This window comes from Flavobacterium sp. YO12, from assembly GCF_004119495.1.
In the GTDB taxonomy this organism is placed as follows: Bacteria; Bacteroidota; Bacteroidia; order Flavobacteriales; family Flavobacteriaceae; genus Flavobacterium.
Genome location: NZ_NRQU01000052.1, coordinates 1 through 23495, shown reverse-complemented (window position 1 = coordinate 23495; position 23495 = coordinate 1). Strand labels below are relative to the sequence as shown.

The following is a 23495-nucleotide window of genomic DNA, read 5'->3' as shown; positions in this document are numbered from 1 at the left end:
TAATTTAAATTTAAAGTGTTACTTAGATAAAAAAAACTAACAATGAAAAATCCAAATAAAATTCTTTTACTTTTATTGGTTTTGAGTGCAAAACTCTCACTTTCAGCGCAGGTAAAACTTCCAGCTCTAGTAAGCGATAATATGGTTTTACAGCAAAATACAAAAGTTAATTTATGGGGATGGGCTTCTCCAAACGAAAAAATAAACATTCAATTAGGATGGTCAAATCTTCCAGTAAATGTTACTGCTGATGCCGAAGGAAATTGGAAAACGACAGTCGAAACGCCAAAAGGAGGAGAAACGGCTTACGATATAATAATTGAAGCTTCTAACAAAATTACGCTGAAAAACATTCTTATTGGTGAAGTTTGGCTTTGTTCCGGTCAGTCAAATATGTTTTTCCCTGTTGGAAGAGAAGAGGGAACTTGGAAAACAGGTGTCAAAAACTATGAAGAAGAAGTAAAAAACGCTGTTTTTCCTAATATCCGACTTTTTACAGTTGCACTCAATGCATCGGCAAAACCACTCGAAGATGTTACAGGAAGCTGGAAAATCTGTTCCCCTGAAAGTATTAAAACATTCTCGGCAGTAGCTTTTTTCTTTGGAAGAGATTTGTATCAAAAACTAAATGTGCCAATCGGTTTACTATCTACTTCTTGGGGCGGGACCAAAGCCGAAGCTTGGACCGCGCAAAGTGTTTTAGAAGAAGATGTTGCTTTCCTGCCCATTTTGCAAGAAGATGCAAAAAACGAAAAAGTATATCAAGAAAAGCTGGAAGCATATTATTTAGCACTTACAAACGAACGAATTGCAAGCGCAGCAAATGCTCCAAAATCACAATTAAAAAAGCCTAAAAAAGAACCCAATAAAACTTCTTATGTTTTGTACAACGCTATGCTTCATCCTTTAGTAAACTATACTATAAAAGGAACAATTTGGTATCAAGGCGAAAGCAATTCAGGAAAAGCCTATTTGTATCGAAGTTTATTTCCAACTATGGTAAAAAGCTGGAGAGAAGAATGGAAACAAGGAGAATTCCCATTTTATTATGTGCAGATAACACCACATAAAGGGCAAAATGCAGAAATAAGAGAAACCCAATTAATGTCTTTAAAAACAATACCAAACAGCGGAATGGTTGTTACAACAGATGTCGGAGATGCACAAAATATTCACCCGATAGACAAACAGACTGTTGGTTATAGATTAGCCCTTATCGCACGAGCTAAAACGTATGGAGAAAATAAACTTGTGTATTCAGGTCCTATTTTTAATCATATGAAAATCAAGAAACAAAAAGTACAATTGTTTTTTGATTATGCTGATTCTGGATTAAAGAAAACAGGAGATACTTTAAAAGAATTTGAAATAGCAGGAAATGACCAAGTTTTTTATCCTGCCGAAGCAAAAATTGAAGGAAAAACAATAGTAGTCACTTCGCCTAAAGTAAAAGAACCTGTTGCAGTTCGATTTGCTTGGAAAGCTGTTCCAGAACCTAATTTATTCAACAATGAAAACTTACCCGCTTCTCCTTTTAGAACAGATGAATGGGTTTTAGTTGAAAAGAAGTAAAAACGTTTTTTTTGAACACATAGAAACATAGCTTATTGAATTTAATAAAGGCGTTTCACTTGCATAAACACACATAGCTATGTGTAAAAACTAGTTTTTTAAAGACTCTTTTGCAGAATTAAAAAATCTATGTTTCTATGTGTTTAAGAGTAAAGCCAGAGATCAAATGATTAATTAGTTTGTAAAAAAAACTGCTCAATCTGCGTGAGAATATTTAAGACATAAATATAAATCGGAATAAAAGTCAAATGAATCGAAGACAATTTTTAATTGGAAATTCTCTAGCAGCCATTGCGTTGTGTCTTCCGTTTTCGGCAGAAGCCAGTGCTTTTTTCGACGATCCAAAACTCTCAGATTTTGAGAAAAGACTTCGACCAGTCGGGCGTGCCTTAGAATTTGAAGATTATTATGTTTGGTGTAACAGCCCAATTGAAGGACCAGATGGTAAGATTCATGTATTCTTTTCTCGTTGGAAAAAATCAAAAAGCATGAGCGGCTGGATAAACGGTTCTGAAATTGTACATGCAGTTGCCAATAAACCAGAAGGGCCTTATGAATATGTCAGCACTATTTTAGCACCAAGAGGTGAGGGTTTCTGGGATGCTACAACTTGCCATAATCCAAGCATTCATTTTGTAGACGGAAAATATGCACTTTTTTTCATGGGAAATTCGAATGGAAAAATGGATACAAAGCGAATTGGTTTGGCAATTTCAGATTCACTTTACGGTCCTTGGCAACGACCAGATAAACCATTGTTGCAGCCTGGAGAACAAGGTGATTGGGATGATTTACTAACTACAAATCCATCTTTTTTAAAACATCCAAACGGCGAATATTGGCTTTATTATAAATCATTAGATACAGAGAATTATGTTAATCCAAAATTCCCAATCAAAGGAAACAGAAAATACGGATTGGCAATTTCTAAATCTTTGACAGGTCCTTATATAAAATACAAAAACAATCCATTGATTGATTTTTCAAAATTAGGAGATAACAAACAATGTGAAGACGCTTTTGTATGGTATGAAAATAAAAAGTTCAAAATGCTGGCGAGAGATATGGGTGTTTTTGGAATGGATTACGGACTTTATATGGACTCCAAAGATGGGATTCATTGGAGCGATCCGCAAATTTCATATCAGCCATTAAACAAATATGTAAAAGAACCAGAAGCTCCGAAACATTTAAATCGATACGGACGCGCAGAACGCCCTCAATTATTATTTCAAAACGGAAAAGCAACTTATTTATTTACGGCGTCGCAAGGAGGAAAATATGAAACTTCATCAGCATTTATTTTTAAAATCGTTTAGATGAAATTTTAAATCAAACAGTTTAACAGAGAAAAAATGGAAAATCAAATTGTTAGAAATGCCTTTACAATGCAACTGAAAAAAGGTTTTGAAACCGAATACAAAATAAGACACGATGCTATTTGGACAGAATTGACAGCCTTATTGTCTGAAAACGGTATTCAGGATTATTCTATTTTTTTAGATGAAGAAAGCGGAATACTTTTTGGCGTTCAAAAATTAAGTTTAAATTTTGATCGTTCACAGCTTTCCAGCCATCCTCTTATGAAAAAATGGTGGAATTATATGGCTGATATTATGGAAACAAATCCAGACAATTCACCAAAAACAAACACACTAAAAGAGGTTTTCCATTTAGATTAAATGAGTAAATTGTTTTAAATTAAAAAGTTATAATAAGAATGAAAAATACAATAAAATTTTATGCACCAATTGCATTATCGATCTTCGTTTTTGCAAGCAGTAATGCACAGAAAAAAACAGCTGGAAATACAATTGTTTTAAAAAACACTTCCAATTTAGAGCTGACTCAAAAAGCTATTTCCATCAAAAGAAACCAACTTTCCCTAGATAAAGAATCTGGAACGTACCCTATTTTAATTTACAAAAAAGATACAATTCCGGCTCAGGTAAATGATTTAGATGGTGACGGAAAATGGGACGAATTGTTTCTGGTAACTGATTTTGCAGCAAACCAAGAAAAGAAAGCCGTTTTAAGCTGGTCAAATAAAGATCCAAAGTTCACGGTTAGAACAAGTGCCAGATTTGGAAAAAGAGAAGGTAAAAACCTGCCCGTTCATCCAGATACACAAGAAGTTTTACTAGCGAATCAAGTGCATAAAAAACTCGGTTATCAAAAATACCAAACTGATGGCCCGACTTGGGAAAATGATAAAGTAGGTTTTAGACATTATTTAGATGGAAGAAATTGCAAAGATGTTTTTGGAAAAAAAACGCCGGGAATTACCCCAGAAGATGTTGGAATAAACAGCAAAGGTGCAGTTGAAGACAATTACCACGTAATGCACGATTGGGGGAGAGATATTTTTCCTGTTGGAAGCTCAGCAGGTTTAGGAGGTTTTGCTCTGTTGACCAATGATAATAAAATAAACAGACTTGGAATTTTAGCCAATGATACTTTAAATAATATCGAAAAGACAACATTTAAAATCGTAAGCGAAGGCCCTGTAAATTCAGTTCTAAACTATAAATATCAAAACTGGGAAGCATCAGGAAATAAATATCAAGCAGAAGAAACAGCTTCAATCTGGCCGGGAATGTATGGTTATAAAAATACAGTTTCGGTAAATGGTTTAAAAGGAAACGACACATTACTAATTACGCTTTCTAATTTAAACAATCAAAACCCATTGCAAGTAATTGAAGCAGGAGATTTTGTTTGTTTTATTCAGCATGATAAATTGACTTACGAACGTCAATGGATTTTAGGAACCGCAGTAATAGTTCCTAAAAATGTTTACAAGGGATATATAGAAGCACCAAAAACAGGACAGTTAACAGATTCATATCTAATAAAAGTTTCTGTAAAAAATAATCAAGAAGTAAGTTACTACCCAATCGCCGGCTGGGAACTCAGCGCCGACAAAAACTTTAAAGATTCAGCATATTTCACCTCTTACGTGACAACTTTGGCAAAGCAGTTATCGGCTAAAATTAAAGTTGAGGTAAAATAACAGTCATACATAACTACAAAACTAACAACTAACCAAATGAAAACTATTTTAAGAATCCTTTTTTGCGTTATTGGCTTTTCTCAAGTCACATTCTCGCAGAATTATACTAATGAAACCTTCCCAGACGGAAGTCCAATTTCAAATTGGTTTAAAGATTATTCTAAAATTCAATTAAAGAGTTTAGGCAAACAATACATTATTACAGATTTTAATGTTGGGAAAGACAGCACTAAAATTCAGACCGCTGCAATACAAAAAGTTATTGATAAAGCGGCTGCAAATGGAGGAGGAGTAGTTGTGATTCCGAAAGGAGTTTATTTAAGCGGTGCCTTATTTTTTAAACCAAAAACAGCATTATACATTTCAGAAGGAGGAGTTTTAAAAGGCTCAGATAATATTGCTGATTATCCAATAATGCCATCAAGAATGGAAGGGCAGAACCTGGATTATTTTCCTGCTTTGGTAAACGCTTACGGTGTTGACAATTTCTCGATTTCAGGAAAAGGAACCATCAACGGAAATGGTAAAAAATATTGGGAAGCCTTTTGGGAAAGACGAAAAATTAATCCAAAGTGCACCAATCTAGAAGTTTCGAGACCAAGACTTGTTTTTGTATGGAACTCAAACAATGTACAACTTCAGGATGTAAAACTGATTAACTCAGGTTTTTGGACCAATCATTTTTATAAATGCAATAATGTAAAACTGCTTGATTTGTATATTTTTTCACCTCATATCGAAATTAAAGCACCAAGTACAGACGCTATTGATATTGATATTTGCAGCAATGTATTAATACGAGGCTGTTATATGTCAGTAAACGATGATGCAATAGCTTTAAAGGGCGGAAAAGGGCCTTATGCAGATCAAGATAAAAACAACGGTCCAAATTCTAATATAATAATTGAAAACACCAATTTCGGATTTTGTCATTCCGCATTAACAAACGGAAGCGAATCGATTCATAATCGAAATGTCATTATGAGAAATTGTAAAATAGATGGAGCTTCACGAATGTTATGGCTTAAAATGAGACCAGATACACCACAGCGATATGAATATATAAGAGTAGAAGATATAAAAGGCGAAGCTAAAACTGGACTGGCGATATTTGCTTGGAAACAATTTTTTGATTTAAAAGGCCGTCCAGACGTTCCATTGTCTTATGGAGACAATGTAACCTTGAAAAATATTGATTTAAAATGCGAAACTTTTTATGGTGTAGAAAATGATCCAAACGTACGTTTATCCAATTTTACATTCGAGAATTTGAACATTCAAGCGACCAAAACAAGTATTGATAAAAGCCTAATAAAAGGGGTGAGTTTTAAGAATGTCTATGTAAATAAGCAGTTAATAGAGTAATTTTTACGCATATCCTCAATAAGCAGTTGCTTTTTTTTAACTAAAACAGAACAAAAATTAGCTTTTTTTTTAAGTTTGTATGTTTTTTTAAACTAGCATCTTGGAGTACTTGTAAGAGCATTCTCTTTTTTATTTGTTAGTAAATAGTTGATTAATAGTTTGTTGTAATGAAGGAGTTTTGATGAAAATAAAATGTGATTTTAACGCTAATTTAAAGCACAAAAAACAATGATAATTTTAACAGCAAATTTATTGTAACTATCAATCAAACCTCTATTTTTGCGCCTTAATTTAATAAGTACAAGCATGAAAGATCTATTAGTAAAAATCAACGCCGAAATTGACGCATTCAAAGCAGAAGCTGAATCTTTAACTGAAAAAGGTATCAAAGCTGCAGGACCAAGAGCACGTAAAGCTACTTTAGAAATCGAAAAACTTTTGAAAGAGTTCAGAAAAGTTTCTATCGAAGAATCAAAAAAATAATACAATTAAAACCTCGTCAACCTGATGAGGTTTTTTTTGTTTTAAGTTTCAAGTTGGCTTCAACTCCGCTCAGCTTGACAAATGAAAACAGCTGTCACCCTGAGCGAAGTCGAAGGTTTGTTCACAACTTATAACTCATAACTCATAACTTTTCTTAATACATTCTGCAGCAGTCAGTGCATTTAAATCAGCGCCTTCTGCACCTGTATGTGTATGATCTTTTGGGAAAAAGCTTTTAACTTTTTCTTTCCCTAGAGCTTCATATTTTTTAGCAACCGCTTCGCTCAAATCTATATAAAGAACATTTTCTTTCTCCGCAATTTCTTTCGACCATTTTATATATGTATCCGTTCTGCGTTCTACTTTATCGTTTGGCCATTCATTTCTTGGCGTTAAGCTTAAAACAATCGGAATCGCGCCTTTTTCTTTAGCTTCTCGAATAAACTTTGTCATATACCAGCCAAAAGTATGTACAAGCTCTTTTGATCCGTCAGGACGAATTACTTCCTGAGTTTCATCGCCGATTCCTTTTAACGAACCTCTGAATTTTTCCTTATCAACCGCGCCAGCGTCATTATGACCAAACTGAATTAAAATATAATTACCCGGTTCTAATTGATTTTTTACATCATCCCAAAGACCTTCAGAAACAAAAGTTCTGCTGCTTCTGCCGCCTTTTGCTTTATTGATAACGGCAATGCGGGTAGTATCGCAATATTTTGGAAAAGCAACGCCCCAGCCAACAGCATCTGGATTTCCATTATCAGCCATAGTAGAATCGCCTATTAAAAAGACTTTGTTTTTTACAGGCAGAACAATTTTCGGGTTTTCAAGAGCATAATTTTTTAAGGAGTTTTTACTGTGTTTTATTTCATCAATAATTACCGAAGCCGATAAAACAGCTCCTTTTGCAGAAGTATGCGTATGATCTCTTTTATAAAAATAAGTTCCAGTAACTTTTTGCTCTCCAAGTTTTTCTATTTCAACGGCCATTTTCTCATTCAAATTAATGAATGTGACTTTTTCTTTTTCGGCAATTTGTTTTGCCCATAAACCATATGAAGTATCGTTTCGAGGTACTTTCCCATTTTTCCAGTCATTCCTCGGAATTGGTGAACATACAATCGGAATAGCGCCTTTTGATTTAGCCTCACGAATTACTTTCTGAATATACCAGCCGTAGCTGTGTACCGTTTCGTGCTTTTTAGTGAGGATATTATCAATTTCCTGAGTTTCACTTCCAATACCTTTTATTGTACCTCGAGCACGCAGACTGTCATTTAAAGGTCCGTCATCATTATGTCCAAACTGAATTAGTACATAGTCGCCTTTTTTAAGTTTATTTAAAACCACATTCCACAAACCTTTATCTTGAAAAGTACGACTGCTTGTACCGCCTAGAGCATGATTTTCGACCTTAATTTTTGTAGTATCCAAAAACTGTCCAATAAAATCTCCCCAGCCCCAAAGTCCGCCTGCACCATTGCCTTTTCCGTTTTTTACAGTAGAATCTCCCACCGTAAAAAGAGTGGGTTTATGGTCTTGTTTTGGCGTAAAATTGATGAATAATAGAGCCAAAGAGAAAATAAAAAATATCTTAAGTGATTTCATGTTTTTTTTAATTATCAATTATAAGTTGTAAGTAGTAAACCAGCCTTCGACTTCGCTCAGGGTGACAGCTGTTTTTATTTGTCAGGCTGAGCGAAGTCGAAGCCTTTATAGGAAAATCTAAAATCTAAAATCTAAAATCTAAAATCTAAAATCTAAAATCTAAAATCTAAAATCTAAAATCTAAAATCTAAAATCTAAAATCTAAAATCAAACCACAAATCCATCCTTATCCCATCGTCGCCTTTTTTAATTCGAATATTTGTCGGCTGGCTTTGCGGGCCTTGTTGTTCCAAAGGTTTAAAATCTCTCATTGCAGGAATTTCATACATAAACGAAATATCACCTTCGGGAAAATCAGGCTGTGGGTAACTTCTCGGAAAACCATTTTTAGGCAGATCAGGAGTAAATAATCTCAGAAACAAATTTTCAGATTCGCTGAAAACTTTAAACGATGAGGTTCCTGCTTTTAAATTGGTGCCCAATACATTAGCATGATAACCTTTAAATTCAGGATAAATCAGGTTTTCAAAGCTTTCTCCAGTAATCGTATTGTTGTACTGCTTCTCCCAAAAACCGTATGTTGTGCCTTTAATTCTGTTTTTCCAAACTCTATACGGACCTTTTCCAAACCATTTAATTCCAGTAACTTCTTTCTCAGGAAAACTAAATGTGATACCAAAAGCATTAATTTTATCTTCAAAAAAAGCGCCGTCAAAACCTTCTCCGCCAGAAGCATTTTTTAAAGCCACTAATTCCATTTTTAATCTTCCATCAGCTTCCATGATCCACTTTATAGAAGATAATCCGCCCGAATAATTTACAATGCAGACTGCTTTTTCACCTTCTTGCGAAATCTGAATATCTTTTAATTTTGCTTTCATTCCAATTGGGCGCGGACCATTCGTAAGCGGAATTACGGCAGTTTTAGTACTGATTTTTTGAAGTTCTCCAGTTGCCGCATTTATAACTACCGTAACATCATTTCCTTTTAAAGTAATTTCAGAATTACTTTTGGTAACTGAAGCTTTTGCTTTTGTATTTTGAACCGCTAGAAATTTAGAGGCATAAAATGCAGCTTTGTGAATTGTCCACGTCCAAGTATAAATTTCCTTTTCAAATTGGTCAAAAGCCGTAATCGATAAAATATCGCCCTCAAAGAAATTTTGGGGTACATCAAATTTAATCTTTCGTGTTTCTCCTGGTTCAATACTCGGAATTTCAATTTTCCCCGAACTTATTTCCTGAGCTGTTTTATTCGTATACAAAACATCATTTTCGGACTTTAAAACTTTAAATTCCATTTTACAGGAATTCAAATTACTGAACAGATAATCATTCGAAATTAGAAAAGTACCATCAAAAGCATCCGTGATTTGTTTGGATTGAAATTGAATCGGCGCCCAAATTTCTTTAACCGAAAAATAACTTCCTTCCTTTTCACGATGAGGTCCTAGAATTCCATCAGCTGCCAAAGAGCCTTTTGAATCAAACTTTTGTTCCCCTTTCCAGTCCGAACGTTTTACCGCTTCATCAAGCATTGCCCACATAAAACCTCCTGCAAAAAGTGAACTTTCTTTGTATCGATTCCAAAAATCTTCTAATGCCGCGCCATGTCCGTTATCGTAAGTTCCGTGCATAAATTCAGTTGGAAAAAATACATTTTCACCAGAATTAAAGCGATGCATTCCCGTTAGATAAGTTGGGTAATGGTGTGTGTCCCAACCATTAAAATCAGCCCACGGATGAATGACGATTCTTTTTTGCGGATCATTTTCGGCAAACACTTTATCAACATCATAATTCCAGCCGCCCTCATTTCCGTTATCCCAAATAATAACCGATGGATGATTTACGTCGCGTGTCACCATTTCTTTAACCAATTTAGTTCCCGTTTCAGTATCATACGAATTTTGCCAGCCTGCCAATTCATTTAGAACAAAAAGACCAAGCGAATCGCATACTTGAAGAAAATGATCATCAGGCGGATAATGACCGCGAACCGCATTCATATTCATATCTTTAATTAATTTAACATCCAGTTCGCTGATACGTTTACTTGTACTTCGTCCGCCTTCCGGCCAAAAAGAATGGCGATTAATACCTTTCATGATAATTTTGGTGCCGTTTACATAAATGCCGTCTTTCTTTTTAAATTCTAAAGTTCTAAAACCAATCTTTTTCTCGTATTCATGAAGTACAGTTCCGTTCTGTTTTACAACCAGTTTTAGATTGTATAAATTGGGAGTTTCAGGATTCCATGGCTTAATATTTTCCCATTTTGCCGTGATAGTTTCTTTTGTGGTTTTCGCTTTAAGCGGAAAAGTAAAAGCAGGGAAATTTTCTCCATTTTTACCAGAAAGTGAAACTTGTAAAAGCGTGTTTTTTGGAATCTGCTGCAGGTTTAAATCAACAGTAATCGAACCGTCCATTTTCGGATTTACAGCAATATTCTGAATATGGGTTTTAGGAGAAACTTCCAGCCAGACTGGACGATAAATACCGCCAAAAAGCCACCAATCCGCTCTACGTTCAGCGTTATTTACAGATTTATTAGCAGAATGTTTCCAAACATGAACTTCCAATATATTTTTAGAACCAAACTTTAGTAAAGAAGAAATATCATATTTAAATTCATAAAAACCACCCTGATGTATTGCACCCGCAATTTTCCCGTTGATTTTTACTTCAGTATCCGTCATGGCACCGCCAAAAGCGATTAGAACATTTTTATTTCTATAATCAAACGGTACTTCAAATTCATATTTATAAAAACCTTCTTCCTTGCTTGGTTCTTTTTGGTTCAATTCCTTATACCAGCGTCCATACGTATATTCGCCAAAACCTTCCAGTTCCCATTGAGAAGGTACATTTATTTTAGACCAGACTTTGCTGTTGTTTCCATCAGTACAATAAAAATCCCATTGCACAGGATGCTCAAAATCTTTCCCCGAAAGGTAAATTAAATCTGTTTTTTGTGCTTGTGAGGTTTGAATAATAAAAAGGTGAAGCGAGATAAAAAATAGAATTTTGAAAGTAGGGTTTGAAAACATATTATTTTGTTGAACTTTAAAATTAAGTATAGTTTAATCCGTTTAAAATGTCATTTTACAATTTCTATTTCTTTTCACTTAATCAAGAATCAGCGATTGTACTTTCAAATCTACTTGTTCCTTTTTTATATTGTATCCTGTACTATGATGTTAAAAAATATTGGATAATTCTAAAAATTAATATATTTTTTAAATTTATAAAATCAGGTAGGTGCAGGATAGTATCCCGCTAAAAAACAAAGAAATTGCATCTCAATTATTGAATTAATAAAATAAATGAGCATAAATTTTATTATTCAAATTTTAAGAATTATCAATTATTTGAATTTTATGGGAATTAAAAAACGTACTATTTGCACTTTAGCGGGCTTATTTCTGACTTCAACTATGATTGTTTTTGGTCAGGAAAAAGCGCCCATTCGTAAACTACATTACGCACCCGAAGGAAATAGTTTTGTTTTAAAAAATGGTACCCGAAAATTTAATCGTGCACTTTATGGTTCCAACACCGGATTTAGAGTTGAAACGGGAGATTTGCCAGAATTTGCTATGTATATGCCTGGAATGGGCGGTAATTTTAAATTAGGTTTAACAAACGGAAAAGAAAGCAAATGGATTACCGAGGCAGCGAAAATTGATACACGTTATGTTTTGGGAACAATGCAATACACAATCGAAGATCCAATTTTGGAAGGAGGGAAATTATTTATTGACGTTGTCGCATTAAAAGAAAGTGAAGGTTTTATTGTAAAATTATACAGCGAAAAATGGTCAAAAAAGACTAGTTTAATTTGGGCTTATGGAGGAGCAACGGGAAAAAAGTTCAGTCGTGACGGTGATATTGGCGCAGATCCTGAATCGGTTTTTTATTTACAGCCCAATTATTGCCTCAATAATAAATATACGCTGAAAAAGGAATCTTTCCTTTTAGATTATGGTTCTGAAAGCAACAAACAGAAAACAGGAAATAATAAAAGTGTTACTGGATTTTTTCCAAATTCTGATGTTCGTTTAGCAGATGCTAATGTTCAGAATAAACCTTTAGAGCTTTTTAATTCTAAATCTGAAGCACTGCCGTTAATAAGCGGGAAAGTAAGCTCTATTTCCGATAAAGGAAGCTATTGGCTTTTTGTTCCTGAAGTTTCAAAAGTAAATTATACACAGAAAACCATCGCCGAACTTTTCGAAAAATCGGTTACAGCAACACATCTTTTAGCCAATCGAATTAAAGTAAAAACACCTGATAATTATATTAATACATTAGGTTCAGCGCTTGCTATTGCTTCTGACGGAATTTGGGAAAGTCCAGCTTATCTTCATGGTGCAATTGCCTGGAGAATGTATTTAAATGCTTGGCGCGGAGCTTACACAGCAGATCCTTTAGGATGGCACGACAGAGCAAAAACGCATTTTACAAGTTACAGTAATTCGCAGGTAACATCGCCTGAAAGCGGTCCAGTTGTGTTTGATGAAGAAAAAAACCTAGCGCGTCAGAAAGAAGAAATAGGAACTTCAATGTTTAGCAGCGGTTACATCAGCCGAAGTCCGAATAAGAATAATGTGGCGCATCATTACGATATGAATTTGGTTTTTTTCGATCAGATGTTTCGTCATTTTAAATGGACAGGAGATTTGACTTTCTTAAAAGAAATGTGGCCGACAATTGAACGACATTTAAAATGGGAAAAACGAAATTTTGATCCAGATAATGACGGACTTTACGATGCTTATGCTTCAATTTGGGCAAGCGATGCTTTGCAATACAGCGGCGGCGGCGTAATTCATTCTTCGGCTTATAATTATTATGCGAATAAAATGGCGGCAGAACTGGCTAAAAAACTAAATATAGATGCCGTTCCTTTTGAAAAAGAAGCCGATAAAATTTTAAAAGCGACAAACAATCAGCTTTGGATTCCGAAAAAAGGAATTTTTGCGGAATATAAAGATGCTTTAGGGAATAGAATATTGCACGATTCACCGGGAGTTTGGAGCATTTACCACACCATAGATTCAGAATTATCAAATCCTTTTGAGAGTTATCAAATGTTGGATTATATCAATAATCAAATTCCGCATATTCCAATTGCAGCAGACGGATTGGATAAAAAAGATTTATATGTTATAAGCACTACAAACTGGCAGCCCTATACTTGGTCAACTAATAATGTTGCTTTGGCAGAACAATTGCATACTTCGCTGGCATTCTGGCAAGGCGGGCAATCTGAACAAGCGTATACAATGTGGGAAAGCGCTTTGATTGAAAGTATGTATTTAGGCGCTTCTCCGGGTGGTTTTGAACAACTTATGTATCAAGATGCTATGCGAGGCGAATTATACCGCGATTTTGCTGATCCAATTGGAATGGCTTCTCGAACGTTAGTCGAAGGACTTTTCGGGATTCAGCCGGATGCTGTAAATGAAGTTTTAACCATAAAGCCAGGTTTTCCTGAAAAATGGGAAAACGCATCTTTAGAAATTCCTGATATTTCAATTGATTTTAGTCGAAAAGATAAGAAAGACAGCTATCATATCGAAAACCATTTTGTTGCAAAAATGGACTTGAAATTACTATTAAAAGCTCCTTTTGACGGAGTTGAAAGTATTAGTGTGAATGGAAAAAATGTCTCTTGGAAAGGTATACCAGAGAGCATCGGAACGCCAAAAATCAGTGTTGAAGTTCCTTACAATAAAGTTTATGATGTAGTCATCAATTGGAAAAGCGGAACTTTTAGAAAAATCTATACTAAGCCTTCATACAATTCAGGTGATGCTTTAAATATTAGTATTACGAAAGGAGAAATGGTTTCAATTTATGATCCGCAAGGCGTTTTAAGTCAAATTGATAAAAAAGAAAGAACACTTCAATCAATTGTAAATGGCGAGGGAAATAAAACATTCTTTATTCAGATGAAACAGGGTGAATTATCGTGGTGGTATCCTGTTGAGTTAAACATAAAACCTAAAGAATCAAATCAGAAGGATTTTAATTGGGATATTCCGCTGGACAAATCACAGCGAACAGAAACGGTATCATTATCTTCTTTTTTTAATGCAAAGGTCACTGATATATTCAATTATGAATATTTGTCGCCAAGACCTAAAACGGTAACCTTACAATTGCCCAAACAAGGAATTGGAAATTGGTGTTATCCAAACGTTTCTGTTCAAATTGATGATAAAGGGTTACGTGAAAAAGCAAAGCAGACAGGAAAAATTACAACTTCAAACGGAGTTCCTTTTCAAACACCTTCTGATGAAAATCAGAAAAATATAATCTTTACATCGATGTGGGATAACTTCCCAGAAAGTATCAATATTCCGTTAAACGGAAAAGCTTCACACGCTTATTTTATGCTTGCAGGAACTACAAACCCAATGCAGAGCCGAATCGTAAACGGAGAAATTAAAATAGAGTATACTGACGGAACTTCGGAAGTTTTACCATTAAAAAATCCTGAAAACTGGTGGCCAATAGAACAAGATTATTTTATAGACGGACTTGCCTTTACAACCGATGCTGCAAGACCGCCAAGAGTTTATTTTAAAACAGGCGAAATTTCTAGAGATTTTAAAGATTTTAAAACCATAAAAGGATTTAGCAGCTACGGAGTTGACGGGGGAGCAGGAACGATTTTAGAATTACCCTTGGATAAAAATAAAACTTTAAAAAGCCTCACCTTAAAAACCATTGCAAATGATGTTGTGATTGGTTTGATGAGTTTAACATTAATTAGATAATTAGTCAATTACATAATGAGATAATTGTAGAAATGAGCTTCGACTTCGCTCAGCCTGATAAAAGATTGGCTGTCAGGCTGAGCGAAGTCGAAGCCAATCTGAAACCCTAAACTTCAAAAAAACTATCAAAACAAAATAACCACATGAAAAACTATAAATTCATAACCGTATTCTTATTTTCGGTTTCGCTTTTTGCACAGAAAATCGATCGAAAGGCATTAGTAACAAGGCATAATGTCAAAATTTCGGCTATTGATACTCTCGCATCTTTAACGGTTGGTAACGGTGCTTTTGCTTTTACAGTTGATGCTACTGGGCTGCAGACTTTTCCGAAAGAATATCAAAACGGAATTCCGCTTGGAACACAATCGGAGTGGGGTTGGGATAGTTATAAAAACACCAATAATTATAAGTTTTCGGAGACTTTAAGAGATTATAAGCAATATGGAAGAGACATTTCATACACGGTTCAGATTAAAGAACCAAAACGAAAAGTTGAAGCAGTAAACTGGTTCAGACAGAATCCGCATTTATTGCAGCTTGGGAATTTAGGTTTTGAAATTACGAAGAAAGATGGAAGTCTGGTAAAGCCATCTGATGTAAAAGCCATTTCGCAAAAACTAAATGTGTGGACGGGAGAAATCGAAAGTTATTTTGAAATTGAAGGAACTCCAGTAACAGTTTTAACAGCTTCACATCAGGAAAAAGATGAAATTGGCGTAAAAGTAAAATCAGATTTATTACAGCAAAAACGTTTAAAGATAAGTTTACGAATTCCATTTCCAACAGGAGATTGGGCAGATATGGGTACAAAATGGGACGGAAAACAAGATTATAAAAGCACACTTACAGCAAAGTCAAAAACAGAAGCCGTTGTTACTCATGTAATGGACAGTATTTCGTACAATGTAAATTTAAATTGGAAAGGAAATGCTCAGATAAAACAAACTTCAGGTCATTATTTTGTTGTTGAAGCTTCGAATACTAATACATTAGAATTGAGCTGTCTTTTTGCTTTAGCAGAAAAAAAAGCAATTAAAAATTCCTCTTTCACAGACATTCAAAACAGCAGTATAAAAGGCTGGGAGAAATTCTGGAACAGCGGCGCTGCAGTTGATTTTTCAGGCAGTACAGATTCTCGCGCCAATGAACTGGAGCGCAGAATTATTCTGTCACAATATCTTACGAAACTGCAATGTACTGGAAAAGTACCGCCTCAGGAAACGGGTTTAACATATAACAGCTGGTATGGAAAACCGCATTTAGAAATGCATTGGTGGCACGGTGTTCATTTTGCACTTTGGAATAGACCAGAATTGTTAGAAAAGAGTCTTCCTTGGTATCAAAAGGTTTTTGATAAAGCAAAAAACATTGCCAAAAGACAAGGTTTTGAAGGAGCAAGATGGCAGAAAATGGTTGATGCAGACGGCAACGAAAGTCCGTCGTCTGTAGGGTCATTTTTAATTTGGCAGCAGCCGCATTTTATTACTTATGCGGAATTGATTTACAGAGCAAAACCAACAACTTCAACTTTAAATTTATACAGCGAACGTGTTTTTGCAACGGCCGATTTTATGGCTTCGTTTGCTAATTACGATCCAAAAACGGATCGTTATGTTTTAGGTCCGGGCGTGATTCCGGCTCAAGAACGTTTTAAAGCAATGGAAACTTTTAATCCAACGTATGAATTGGCATATTGGAACTGGGCTTTGAAAACAGCAATTGAATGGAAGAAAAAGCTAAATCAAAAAGTACCTGAAAAGTGGGAAACGGTTTTGGCTAAATTGTCAAAACTTCCAGTTGCAGATAATGTGTATCTAGCAACAGAAAGCGCAACAGATTCCTATACCAATCCCGAATTCAAAACAGATCATCCGTCTGTTTTAGGAACATTTGGAATGCTTCCTGAAACTTCTCTTTTAGATAAGAAAATCATGAAAAACACCTTTGATCTGGTTTGGAAAACTTGGTCGTGGGATAAAACCTGGGGTTGGGATTTCCCGATGACGGCGATGTCAGCAGCCCGTTTAAATATGCCTGATAAAGCGGTTGATGCTCTTTTTATGAAAGTAACAACGAATACGTATTTAAAAAACGGACATAATTATCAGGCGGAACGATTAACGCTTTATCTTCCGGGTAATGGCGGAATTCTAACTGCTGTTGCCATGATGTGTGCAGGCTGGGACGGATCTGAAGGAGAAAATCCAGGTTTCCCAAAAGATGGAACTTGGAAGGTTAAGAGCGAGGGATTTAAGAAGATGTTTTGATTTTTTGAGGTTCTAAGGTTCTAAGGAGCTAAGTTTTATATGCAGTTCTCGCAAAGTCGCCAAGACGCCAAGAAAATCTTAGAATAAAAATTTTGCGGCTTTGCGACTTTGCGAGATTAAAATAAATCTGCTAAATCTGCGTGAAATAACTAACCACAATTCAATATAAAATTTATGAAAAAATATATTCTCTTTTTATTGTTTTTTGTGAGTTTGACAGTTTTGAGTCAAAGACAAATGGAAAATCTAGATCGTGGTATTATCGCGATAAAAGATAAAGGTCATTTTTTTGTGAGCTGGCGTGTTTTAGGAACAGATTCTGATGATCTGGCTTTTAATTTGTATCGAAAAAGCGGTGCTAAAAAAGCTGTTTTATTGAATGAAAAGCCAATTACAGGCGCGACCAATTTTGTTGATATTAAAGCTAATGCTAAAGAAGAGAATACTTGGTTTGTTAAAACGGTTTTAAATGGAAAGGAATCTGAAGCTTCGGGGAGTTTTACAATTCCAGCGAATGTTTCTGATAAACAATATTTATCGATTAAATTAAGAGAAATTGAGGGCTATACAGCAAATGATGTTTCGGTTGGTGATTTAAATGGAGACGGAAAATACGATTTGATTGTTCATATGACGGGAAAAGGACATGATAATTCTCAAACAGGAATTACAGATCCGCCAATATTTCAGGCTTATACTTTAGATGGAACATTTTTGTGGGAGATTAATCTCGGAAAAAACATTCGCGAAGGCGCACATTATACACAGTTTATGGTATATGATTTAGATGGTGACGGTATAGCAGAAGTGGTCTGCAAAACTGCAGATGGCACAACTGACAGCGCAGGAAATGTGGTTGGAGATGCTTCAAAAGACTGGGTTGACCGTGATCCTGATTCTAAAACGTATGGCAAGATTTTAAAAGGACCAGAATATCTTTCGGTTTTTGACGGCAGAACAGGAAAGTTAGTTACAACCGTAGATTATATACCACAACGAGGCGATTTGGCTGGCTGGGGTGGAAGAGGAGGAAGCGGCGGCAATGATACAAAAGGAAATAGAATGGATCGTTTTATTGCCTGTATTGCTTATCTCGACGGAATTCACCCAAGTGTTGTAATGTGTCGTGGTTACTATGGCAGAACGGTTTTGGCTGCTTGGGATTTTAAAAATAAAAATTAACGTCAAGATGGACTTTTGACAGTAAAGATGCTGAAAATCCATATTCGGGAATGGGAAATCATAATCTTACAGTTGCTGATGTCGATAATGACGGAAAAGATGAAATAATCTACGGATCAATGTGTGTTGATGATAATGAGCAAGGTTTGTATACAACGGGTTTTAGACACGGAGATGCGATTCATGTTTCTGATCTTGATTTGGATATTCCGGGTTTAGAGGTTTTTGGAATTCATGAAATTGAAAACGGAACGACAGGTCCGGGCGTCACTTTATTTTCGGCTAAAGATGGAAAAGTATTGTTTACTGGTTCTCTTAATGAAGATGTAGGCCGAGGTGTTGCAGACAATATTGACCCAACTCGAAAAGGTGCGCAATGCTGGTGGTCAGGTTCTCCGTATCTGCATGATATGAAAGGAAATAATATTGGTAAAGCGCCAAGTTCAACTAACTTTTTAATTTATTGGGACGGTGATACTTCGAGGGAACTTTTAAATTCAAATTATATCGATAAATATAATTACGGGAGATTGTTTACTGCCGAAGGAGCTGTTTCAAACAACGGCACAAAATCGACCCCTGCACTTTCTGCAGATATTTTAGGCGACTGGCGCGAAGAATTGATTTTGAGATCTGAAGATAATAAAGAACTTAGAATTTATTCCACAACAATTCCAACTAATGTCAGACAATATACTTTAATGCATGATCCGCAATATCGATTAAGCATCGCTTGGCAGAATGTTGGTTATAATCAGCCGCCGCATACTAGTTTTTATATGGGAGCAGCTATGGAATCGGCTCCAAAACCAAATATTGTATTGGTTAAATTCAAAGATAATTAAGCGAGACAGACATTCTAAAAATTTTGTAAAATGTTAAAATAAAATTTAAAATAAAATAACAATCAGCTCTTTAAAATAAGGTTATTCTAGTAAAAAAGTTAAAAGTTTAATTTTATTATTGTTTGGTGTAAGAAAAATGATATATATTTGAATAGAACTTTCCAAGAGGTTTTTTTTAACAATACTCGCCTATTTTATTTTTTGTATTGTATTAAAATATAGACTAATTTAAAATAATCCTGATTAAATTGAGACGATTGAAAATTATGAATGATATAAAAAAGATTTTCTTATTAGTAATTATTAGTCTATTTTCTTTCACTACGGCTTCAGCCAAATTAAAAATACCAATTGGAAAAATTGATAAAATCGAGATTGTCTCAGACTTGCCAAACACCGATGAATATCTTTCAAAAGAAGAATCAAATGTACACTTAGATCTTGGCAGGCTTCACCAGGAATATAGTATAGCATGGATACCCGTTTGGATCACTCAAGAACCAAAGCTCGTGTTAGTAAAACCTGATTCTGACCGCTATTATGAGTTGTCTAATGAACAGCTTGAAAAAATAATCAGTACAAATAAATTAGATAAAAATCAGTTATTAAAACTTGGGTTTTATACACAGTATGGCGGAAAAATAATTCTATTTCTTCTGCTATGCTTGATTTTTTACGGCTTGTTCGGAAAAGAGAAAAAGAAAGATGTCAAACCACTTAACCTTTAAATAAATTTAATTAAATTATGAATCCACTATTTTTAATTCCCGTTGTTTTAGTAATTGCCGGTATCATTTTTATGGTATACATGAATAAAAAACATGCTTCGGTAAAAAAAGAAATTGACTTAGATGTTGAAAGAACAAAATATGATCTTTATAAAGAAGAGGTTCTAAAACAAGATTTTCCACAACTAAAAGAATGGATGAAAGGCAAAACTATAGATGCCTATACTTCTGCATCTGTGCCGCAAACTAAAGCTGAGAAAGTTCAGGAAATGGTAAGCGATGGTCTAAAAAATGTTGCGCTTTCGACAGTAGGAGTTAAACTGCAAAGAATAGAAACAGAATGTTTTTGGGTATTGAGCGGTAATGATCTACACTTTTTTAGTACAGATACAGTTGGAGAATTAGACGAGCACATTGTTTTTGATAATTTCCGAATTGAAGAAGCAAAACTGAAAGATGGCGGAATCTTAAAATCACAGTTAGGAGTATACGCAAAATCGGCTGAAGAATATTTACCAAAAACACACATCATTACATTCAATATAGACGGTAATCCTTTGGCACTTGAAATTCACGACAGATTGCATTACACACCAGACCCGGCAGATATTTTAAATGTAAATAAACAGTTCTTAACAAGAGCAAAATATCAGGTAGTAGGAGAGAATTTTGTAAAAGTATTACAAAGTAAGTTTCCTAATCTGAGATAAAATTAAATAGAAATGGTTTTTCTTTCAAAGATTTTTAATGCATTTAAAAGTATACGATTAAACGATAAAAATGTAGTCGTTGGTCAACAATTGGATTATTTATTAATTAGTTCAATGTACGCTGAGCAGCAATCAGCCTTCCTTAACTCTTACGAAACAGGACTCAGCAAAAGTGTTTTAAAAACAATTTTGGAGGATTACTGGAGTATCTTTGATAAGGAGGGGGCTCTAGAAATACTTTTAAATTTGCAGGAAAGAAATCACGACGAATATATAGATATTGTATATGATGCTTTTGAGAATAAAGAAGATTATGTTTCTATTTTAAAATCGAATTTACCTCGTGAAGAAGAAATTTTTAAAAGATATTTAGAGATATACAGAAATCTAAATAATGTTGTTCCTGAGTTAATTGAGCAAAATGTAATTAAAGATTTCGCGCAAATAAAAAGAACAAAAGATACTGCTTGGAATTATGGAAGAGGAGCTTTTTTAGCACGTTGTTGTTATGACGCTGGTTATCTTTCTGAAGCAGAGTTGAAAGAATATCTTCAAAAATCATACAAAAGCCTAAAGGGTTATTGCGTAACTTGGGAAGAGTATACCAAAAGCTATATATTTGGAAGGCAGCTTTGGGGAGGTTCAAACAACAGCGGAATGATTCAAATTGCTGATGATTTACTTCATAACAAAAAAAGCCCTATGAGTAATAAAAAGTACTTATAAGACAGAGATTAAGTCTCATTTTTAGCAGAAGAAAATTAGATATAAAAAAAAAATCGCAGCGTATACTTTTGTAAACGCTGCGATTTTTTATTTTTAAGATTAGTTTCTCGATTAAAAGGAATTTAAATTATAGCCAAACGATCAGCTTTTGCTCTTCAATTTGTTTGATACAAAATTTATAAAATCATTTTGTTGATCTAAAAATAAATAATGAGAACAGTTATCCAGTATTTTGAAATTGTTTTTACCAGTAATTTGCTGTATATCTTTTAATTGCTTCTCTGAAAATATACCGTCATTTTTACCATAAATGGCATAAACGGGAATCTTTTCAGCTTTTATTTCTCGAAGTATCGATTTGGTGTCGATGTTATTTTTTGATTCATTTTTGTAAAACTTGATAGGCGATTCCGCATTTTTGACAGCAGTTTTATAAAAAATGCTTTTTTCATATTGATTTCTTAATGCTGTACTTTCTTTTGTTGGTTTTGGCATTACAAAATAATTCATTTCACTTGCTATATCATAACATCCCTTTCGGTATTCTGCAGTGCTTTTGTTCAGGTTTTCAATCTTCTTGATCTGAGAAAGTTTAGAAGTATCATTTTTAAAATATTCAGCAGCTTTTTTTAGAATGTGATCATACGTTTCCTGCTGCGAGAACAAAGCTCCTGCAAGAATTAGTGAACTTACTTTTTCAGGAAATTTAGCCGTATACAAAGTGGCAGCGATTCCTCCAAAACTATGAGCAAGGATATTAGCTTTGCTTATCTTGTAAATCTTGTAAATTTGATTTAAATCATTAAAACTTTCATCAAAAGTCATTACAGCATTTTCGTCTTTTGATCTTCCTTCTCCGCGTCGATCATAAACAATAACATAAAAACCTTTATTAGCTAGAGTTTCGGCAGTTGTTCCTTCAAAAAGGTTAGAGTTGCCGCTTGGTCCGCCATGAATAAAAATAATAACAGGATTTTTACTGTTTCCGTATGCTTTAGAGTAAATAGTCTGAGCAAAAAATGGTATCGAGAAGAGAACCAAACTTACTATAAATAGCAGCTTCTTCATTTTAAAAGATTAGATTTTAAAACAATTCTTCGTATCTGCTGTTCAAAATAGTACGCAATATCAAAGTTTTCATTTGCTTGATTTTCCATTACAATTACGCTGGTGTTACTTGCAGGATAATACAAATTAACTGCAGTAAAACCCTCACTAGGATGAAAACCAGTATGTCCAATTTCTTTTATAGCCGCTTGATCATTAATTCGTAATCCATATCCATAACCAATTGGTTTGTCGCTAAAAAGAATATGTGTGTTTGTAATAGAGTAAGTTGTCATTAATTTATAAGTCTCATTTTTTAGCAGTTTACCATTATGTAATTTTTCATTCCATTTTGCTAAATCTGGTGCTGTTACAATTAAATTGGAACCAAAATATTGAGACGGCTCAAAATTGATTTTTTCATTTACTATAATTGTTCCATCAGTTTTTACAGTATGTCCTTTTGTTAAAGTTTTTTGGGCACTTTCAGAAGGGTAAGAACTATTATTCATATCGCATTTTTTAAACAATGCTGTTACTAATTGATTATAGCTTTTTTTGCTTTGCTTTTCAAGAATTTCACCCAAAAGAGAATAGCCGGGATTAGAGTAACTAAAGTTACTTCCCGGAGAAAATTTCAAAGGTTTATCATAGCTTTCGCTGCTAATTCCCGATGTATTATTAAGTAATTGGTGTACAGTAACAGAGTCTGCCCAGCTGTATTTAAAATCAGGTAAATATTTTCGAACGGTAGCTTTTAAATCGATTGTTCCTTTTTCGACTTCAGTTAAAACGAGTACTGCTGTAACTTGTTTGGCAATAGACATTGTCGAGAATCTATCAGTGATTTTAAGTGGTTCTTTTGTATTAAAATTAGTGTATCCAAAAGCTTTTGCATACTTCATTTTTCCGTTTTGCTGTACATAAACTACCCCATTAAATGATCTAGGACTTGTGACTTTAATTAAGCTGTCAATTTTGGCGGAATAATTATCTTTTTGTTGTGCAAAAGAATGACAGGAAGAAAGAAAAAGAACAAATAAGACACACGTTAGTCGAAGAAAATGATTCATTTAAGGTTTGATTTTTTTGAAGTTAGGTTTGAAAATTAATACTGAAAACGATGGTTTTGTATTTTTATTTTAACAGGATAAA

The 23495-nt window shown here is 34.4% G+C and carries 15 protein-coding genes and 1 pseudogene; 12 read left to right on the top strand and 4 right to left on the bottom strand.

Annotation, left to right across the window (positions count from 1 at the left end; all coding sequences use genetic code 11):
* Positions 1-42: 42 nt before the first annotated feature.
* The 6 genes from BOW55_RS15610 to BOW55_RS15585 all read left to right on the top strand — a co-directional run bounded on the left by BOW55_RS15610 (position 43) and on the right by BOW55_RS15585 (position 6433).
* Positions 43-1572, top strand: coding sequence for a sialate O-acetylesterase (locus BOW55_RS15610; protein WP_129024866.1), 1530 nt, complete (start codon positions 43-45; stop codon positions 1570-1572).
* Between the two features lie 248 nt (positions 1573-1820).
* Positions 1821-2891, top strand: a complete 1071-nt coding sequence (locus BOW55_RS15605) for a glycoside hydrolase family protein (RefSeq protein WP_129024865.1) — start codon at positions 1821-1823, stop codon at positions 2889-2891.
* Positions 2892-2927: 36 nt separating this feature from the next.
* Positions 2928-3254, top strand: coding sequence for an L-rhamnose mutarotase (gene rhaM / locus BOW55_RS15600; RefSeq protein ID WP_129024864.1), 327 nt, complete (start codon positions 2928-2930; stop codon positions 3252-3254).
* Between the two features lie 38 nt (positions 3255-3292).
* Positions 3293-4585 carry a DUF4861 domain-containing protein gene (locus BOW55_RS15595; protein WP_129024863.1) on the top strand — a complete coding sequence of 431 codons (1293 nt, stop codon included), beginning with the start codon at positions 3293-3295 and terminating at the stop codon, positions 4583-4585.
* Between the two features lie 36 nt (positions 4586-4621).
* Positions 4622-5950 carry a glycoside hydrolase family 28 protein gene (locus tag BOW55_RS15590; protein WP_129024862.1) on the top strand — a complete coding sequence of 443 codons (1329 nt, stop codon included), beginning with the start codon at positions 4622-4624 and terminating at the stop codon, positions 5948-5950.
* Positions 5951-6256: 306 nt separating this feature from the next.
* Positions 6257-6433 carry a histone H1 gene (locus BOW55_RS15585; RefSeq protein WP_029272605.1) on the top strand — a complete coding sequence of 59 codons (177 nt, stop codon included), beginning with the start codon at positions 6257-6259 and terminating at the stop codon, positions 6431-6433.
* A 135-nt stretch (positions 6434-6568) separates the two neighbouring features.
* On the opposite strand, the gene BOW55_RS15580 is transcribed toward BOW55_RS15585, so the two are convergent.
* Together BOW55_RS15580 and BOW55_RS15575 are read right to left on the bottom strand one after the other, a co-directional pair.
* Entirely contained in the window at positions 6569-8044 is a 1476-nt protein-coding gene (locus BOW55_RS15580; RefSeq protein ID WP_129024861.1) for a rhamnogalacturonan acetylesterase, read from the bottom strand.
* Positions 8045-8238: 194 nt separating this feature from the next.
* A complete protein-coding gene (locus tag BOW55_RS15575; RefSeq protein ID WP_129024860.1) occupies positions 8239-11094 on the bottom strand; it encodes a glycoside hydrolase family 2 TIM barrel-domain containing protein in 2856 nt (951 codons plus the stop codon).
* Positions 11095-11370: 276 nt separating this feature from the next.
* Here BOW55_RS15575 and BOW55_RS15570 point away from each other — a divergent pair, with 276 nt between their 5' ends.
* The 6 genes and pseudogenes from BOW55_RS15570 to BOW55_RS15545 all read left to right on the top strand — a co-directional run bounded on the left by BOW55_RS15570 (position 11371) and on the right by BOW55_RS15545 (position 21293).
* Positions 11371-14832 (top strand): DUF4450 domain-containing protein, encoded by a 3462-nt coding sequence (locus tag BOW55_RS15570; protein ID WP_241686590.1) that lies wholly within the window; start codon positions 11371-11373, stop codon positions 14830-14832.
* Between the two features lie 143 nt (positions 14833-14975).
* Positions 14976-17102 (top strand): hypothetical protein, encoded by a 2127-nt coding sequence (locus BOW55_RS15565; protein WP_129024859.1) that lies wholly within the window; start codon positions 14976-14978, stop codon positions 17100-17102.
* Between the two features lie 174 nt (positions 17103-17276).
* A pseudogene (locus BOW55_RS15560) lies at positions 17277-19129 on the top strand (rhamnogalacturonan lyase).
* Positions 19130-19395: 266 nt separating this feature from the next.
* A complete protein-coding gene (locus BOW55_RS15555; RefSeq protein WP_129024858.1) occupies positions 19396-19857 on the top strand; it encodes a hypothetical protein in 462 nt (153 codons plus the stop codon).
* Positions 19858-19874: 17 nt separating this feature from the next.
* Positions 19875-20567 (top strand): hypothetical protein, encoded by a 693-nt coding sequence (locus tag BOW55_RS15550; protein WP_129024857.1) that lies wholly within the window; start codon positions 19875-19877, stop codon positions 20565-20567.
* A gap of 12 nt (positions 20568-20579) precedes the next feature.
* Complete coding sequence (locus BOW55_RS15545) at positions 20580-21293, top strand: DUF1266 domain-containing protein (RefSeq protein WP_129024856.1); 714 nt, start codon at positions 20580-20582, stop codon at positions 21291-21293.
* Between the two features lie 141 nt (positions 21294-21434).
* Here the strand turns inward: BOW55_RS15545 and BOW55_RS15540 are convergent, their stop codons facing one another.
* The gene (locus tag BOW55_RS15540) at positions 21435-22361 is read right to left on the bottom strand and encodes an alpha/beta hydrolase (RefSeq protein WP_129024855.1); all 927 of its coding nucleotides are present in this window, start codon (positions 22359-22361) and stop codon (positions 21435-21437) included.
* Positions 22358-23413, bottom strand: a complete 1056-nt coding sequence (locus tag BOW55_RS15535; RefSeq protein WP_129024854.1) for a serine hydrolase — start codon at positions 23411-23413, stop codon at positions 22358-22360. Before BOW55_RS15535 ends, BOW55_RS15540 begins: the two co-directional genes overlap by 4 nt.
* Positions 23414-23495: the final 82 nt, after the last annotated feature.

Excerpts from the sequence above, each read along its gene's own strand:
- BOW55_RS15605 (WP_129024865.1), top strand. The coding sequence starts at position 1,821 with ATGAATCGAAGACAATTTTTAATTGGAAATTCTCTAGCAGCCATTGCG.
- BOW55_RS15545 (WP_129024856.1), top strand. The coding sequence starts at position 20,580 with ATGGTTTTTCTTTCAAAGATTTTTAATGCATTTAAAAGTATACGATTA.
- BOW55_RS15535 (WP_129024854.1), bottom strand. The coding sequence starts at position 23,413 with ATGAATCATTTTCTTCGACTAACGTGTGTCTTATTTGTTCTTTTTCTT.
- BOW55_RS15540 (WP_129024855.1), bottom strand. The coding sequence starts at position 22,361 with ATGAAGAAGCTGCTATTTATAGTAAGTTTGGTTCTCTTCTCGATACCA.
- BOW55_RS15550 (WP_129024857.1), top strand. The coding sequence starts at position 19,875 with ATGAATCCACTATTTTTAATTCCCGTTGTTTTAGTAATTGCCGGTATC.
- BOW55_RS15575 (WP_129024860.1), bottom strand. The coding sequence starts at position 11,094 with ATGTTTTCAAACCCTACTTTCAAAATTCTATTTTTTATCTCGCTTCAC.
- BOW55_RS15565 (WP_129024859.1), top strand. The coding sequence starts at position 14,976 with ATGAAAAACTATAAATTCATAACCGTATTCTTATTTTCGGTTTCGCTT.
- BOW55_RS15610 (WP_129024866.1), top strand. The coding sequence starts at position 43 with ATGAAAAATCCAAATAAAATTCTTTTACTTTTATTGGTTTTGAGTGCA.
- BOW55_RS15580 (WP_129024861.1), bottom strand. The coding sequence starts at position 8,044 with ATGAAATCACTTAAGATATTTTTTATTTTCTCTTTGGCTCTATTATTC.
- BOW55_RS15595 (WP_129024863.1), top strand. The coding sequence starts at position 3,293 with ATGAAAAATACAATAAAATTTTATGCACCAATTGCATTATCGATCTTC.
- BOW55_RS15570 (WP_241686590.1), top strand. The coding sequence starts at position 11,371 with ATGAGCATAAATTTTATTATTCAAATTTTAAGAATTATCAATTATTTG.
- rhaM (WP_129024864.1), top strand. The coding sequence starts at position 2,928 with ATGGAAAATCAAATTGTTAGAAATGCCTTTACAATGCAACTGAAAAAA.
- BOW55_RS15585 (WP_029272605.1), top strand. The coding sequence starts at position 6,257 with ATGAAAGATCTATTAGTAAAAATCAACGCCGAAATTGACGCATTCAAA.
- BOW55_RS15555 (WP_129024858.1), top strand. The coding sequence starts at position 19,396 with ATGAATGATATAAAAAAGATTTTCTTATTAGTAATTATTAGTCTATTT.
- BOW55_RS15590 (WP_129024862.1), top strand. The coding sequence starts at position 4,622 with ATGAAAACTATTTTAAGAATCCTTTTTTGCGTTATTGGCTTTTCTCAA.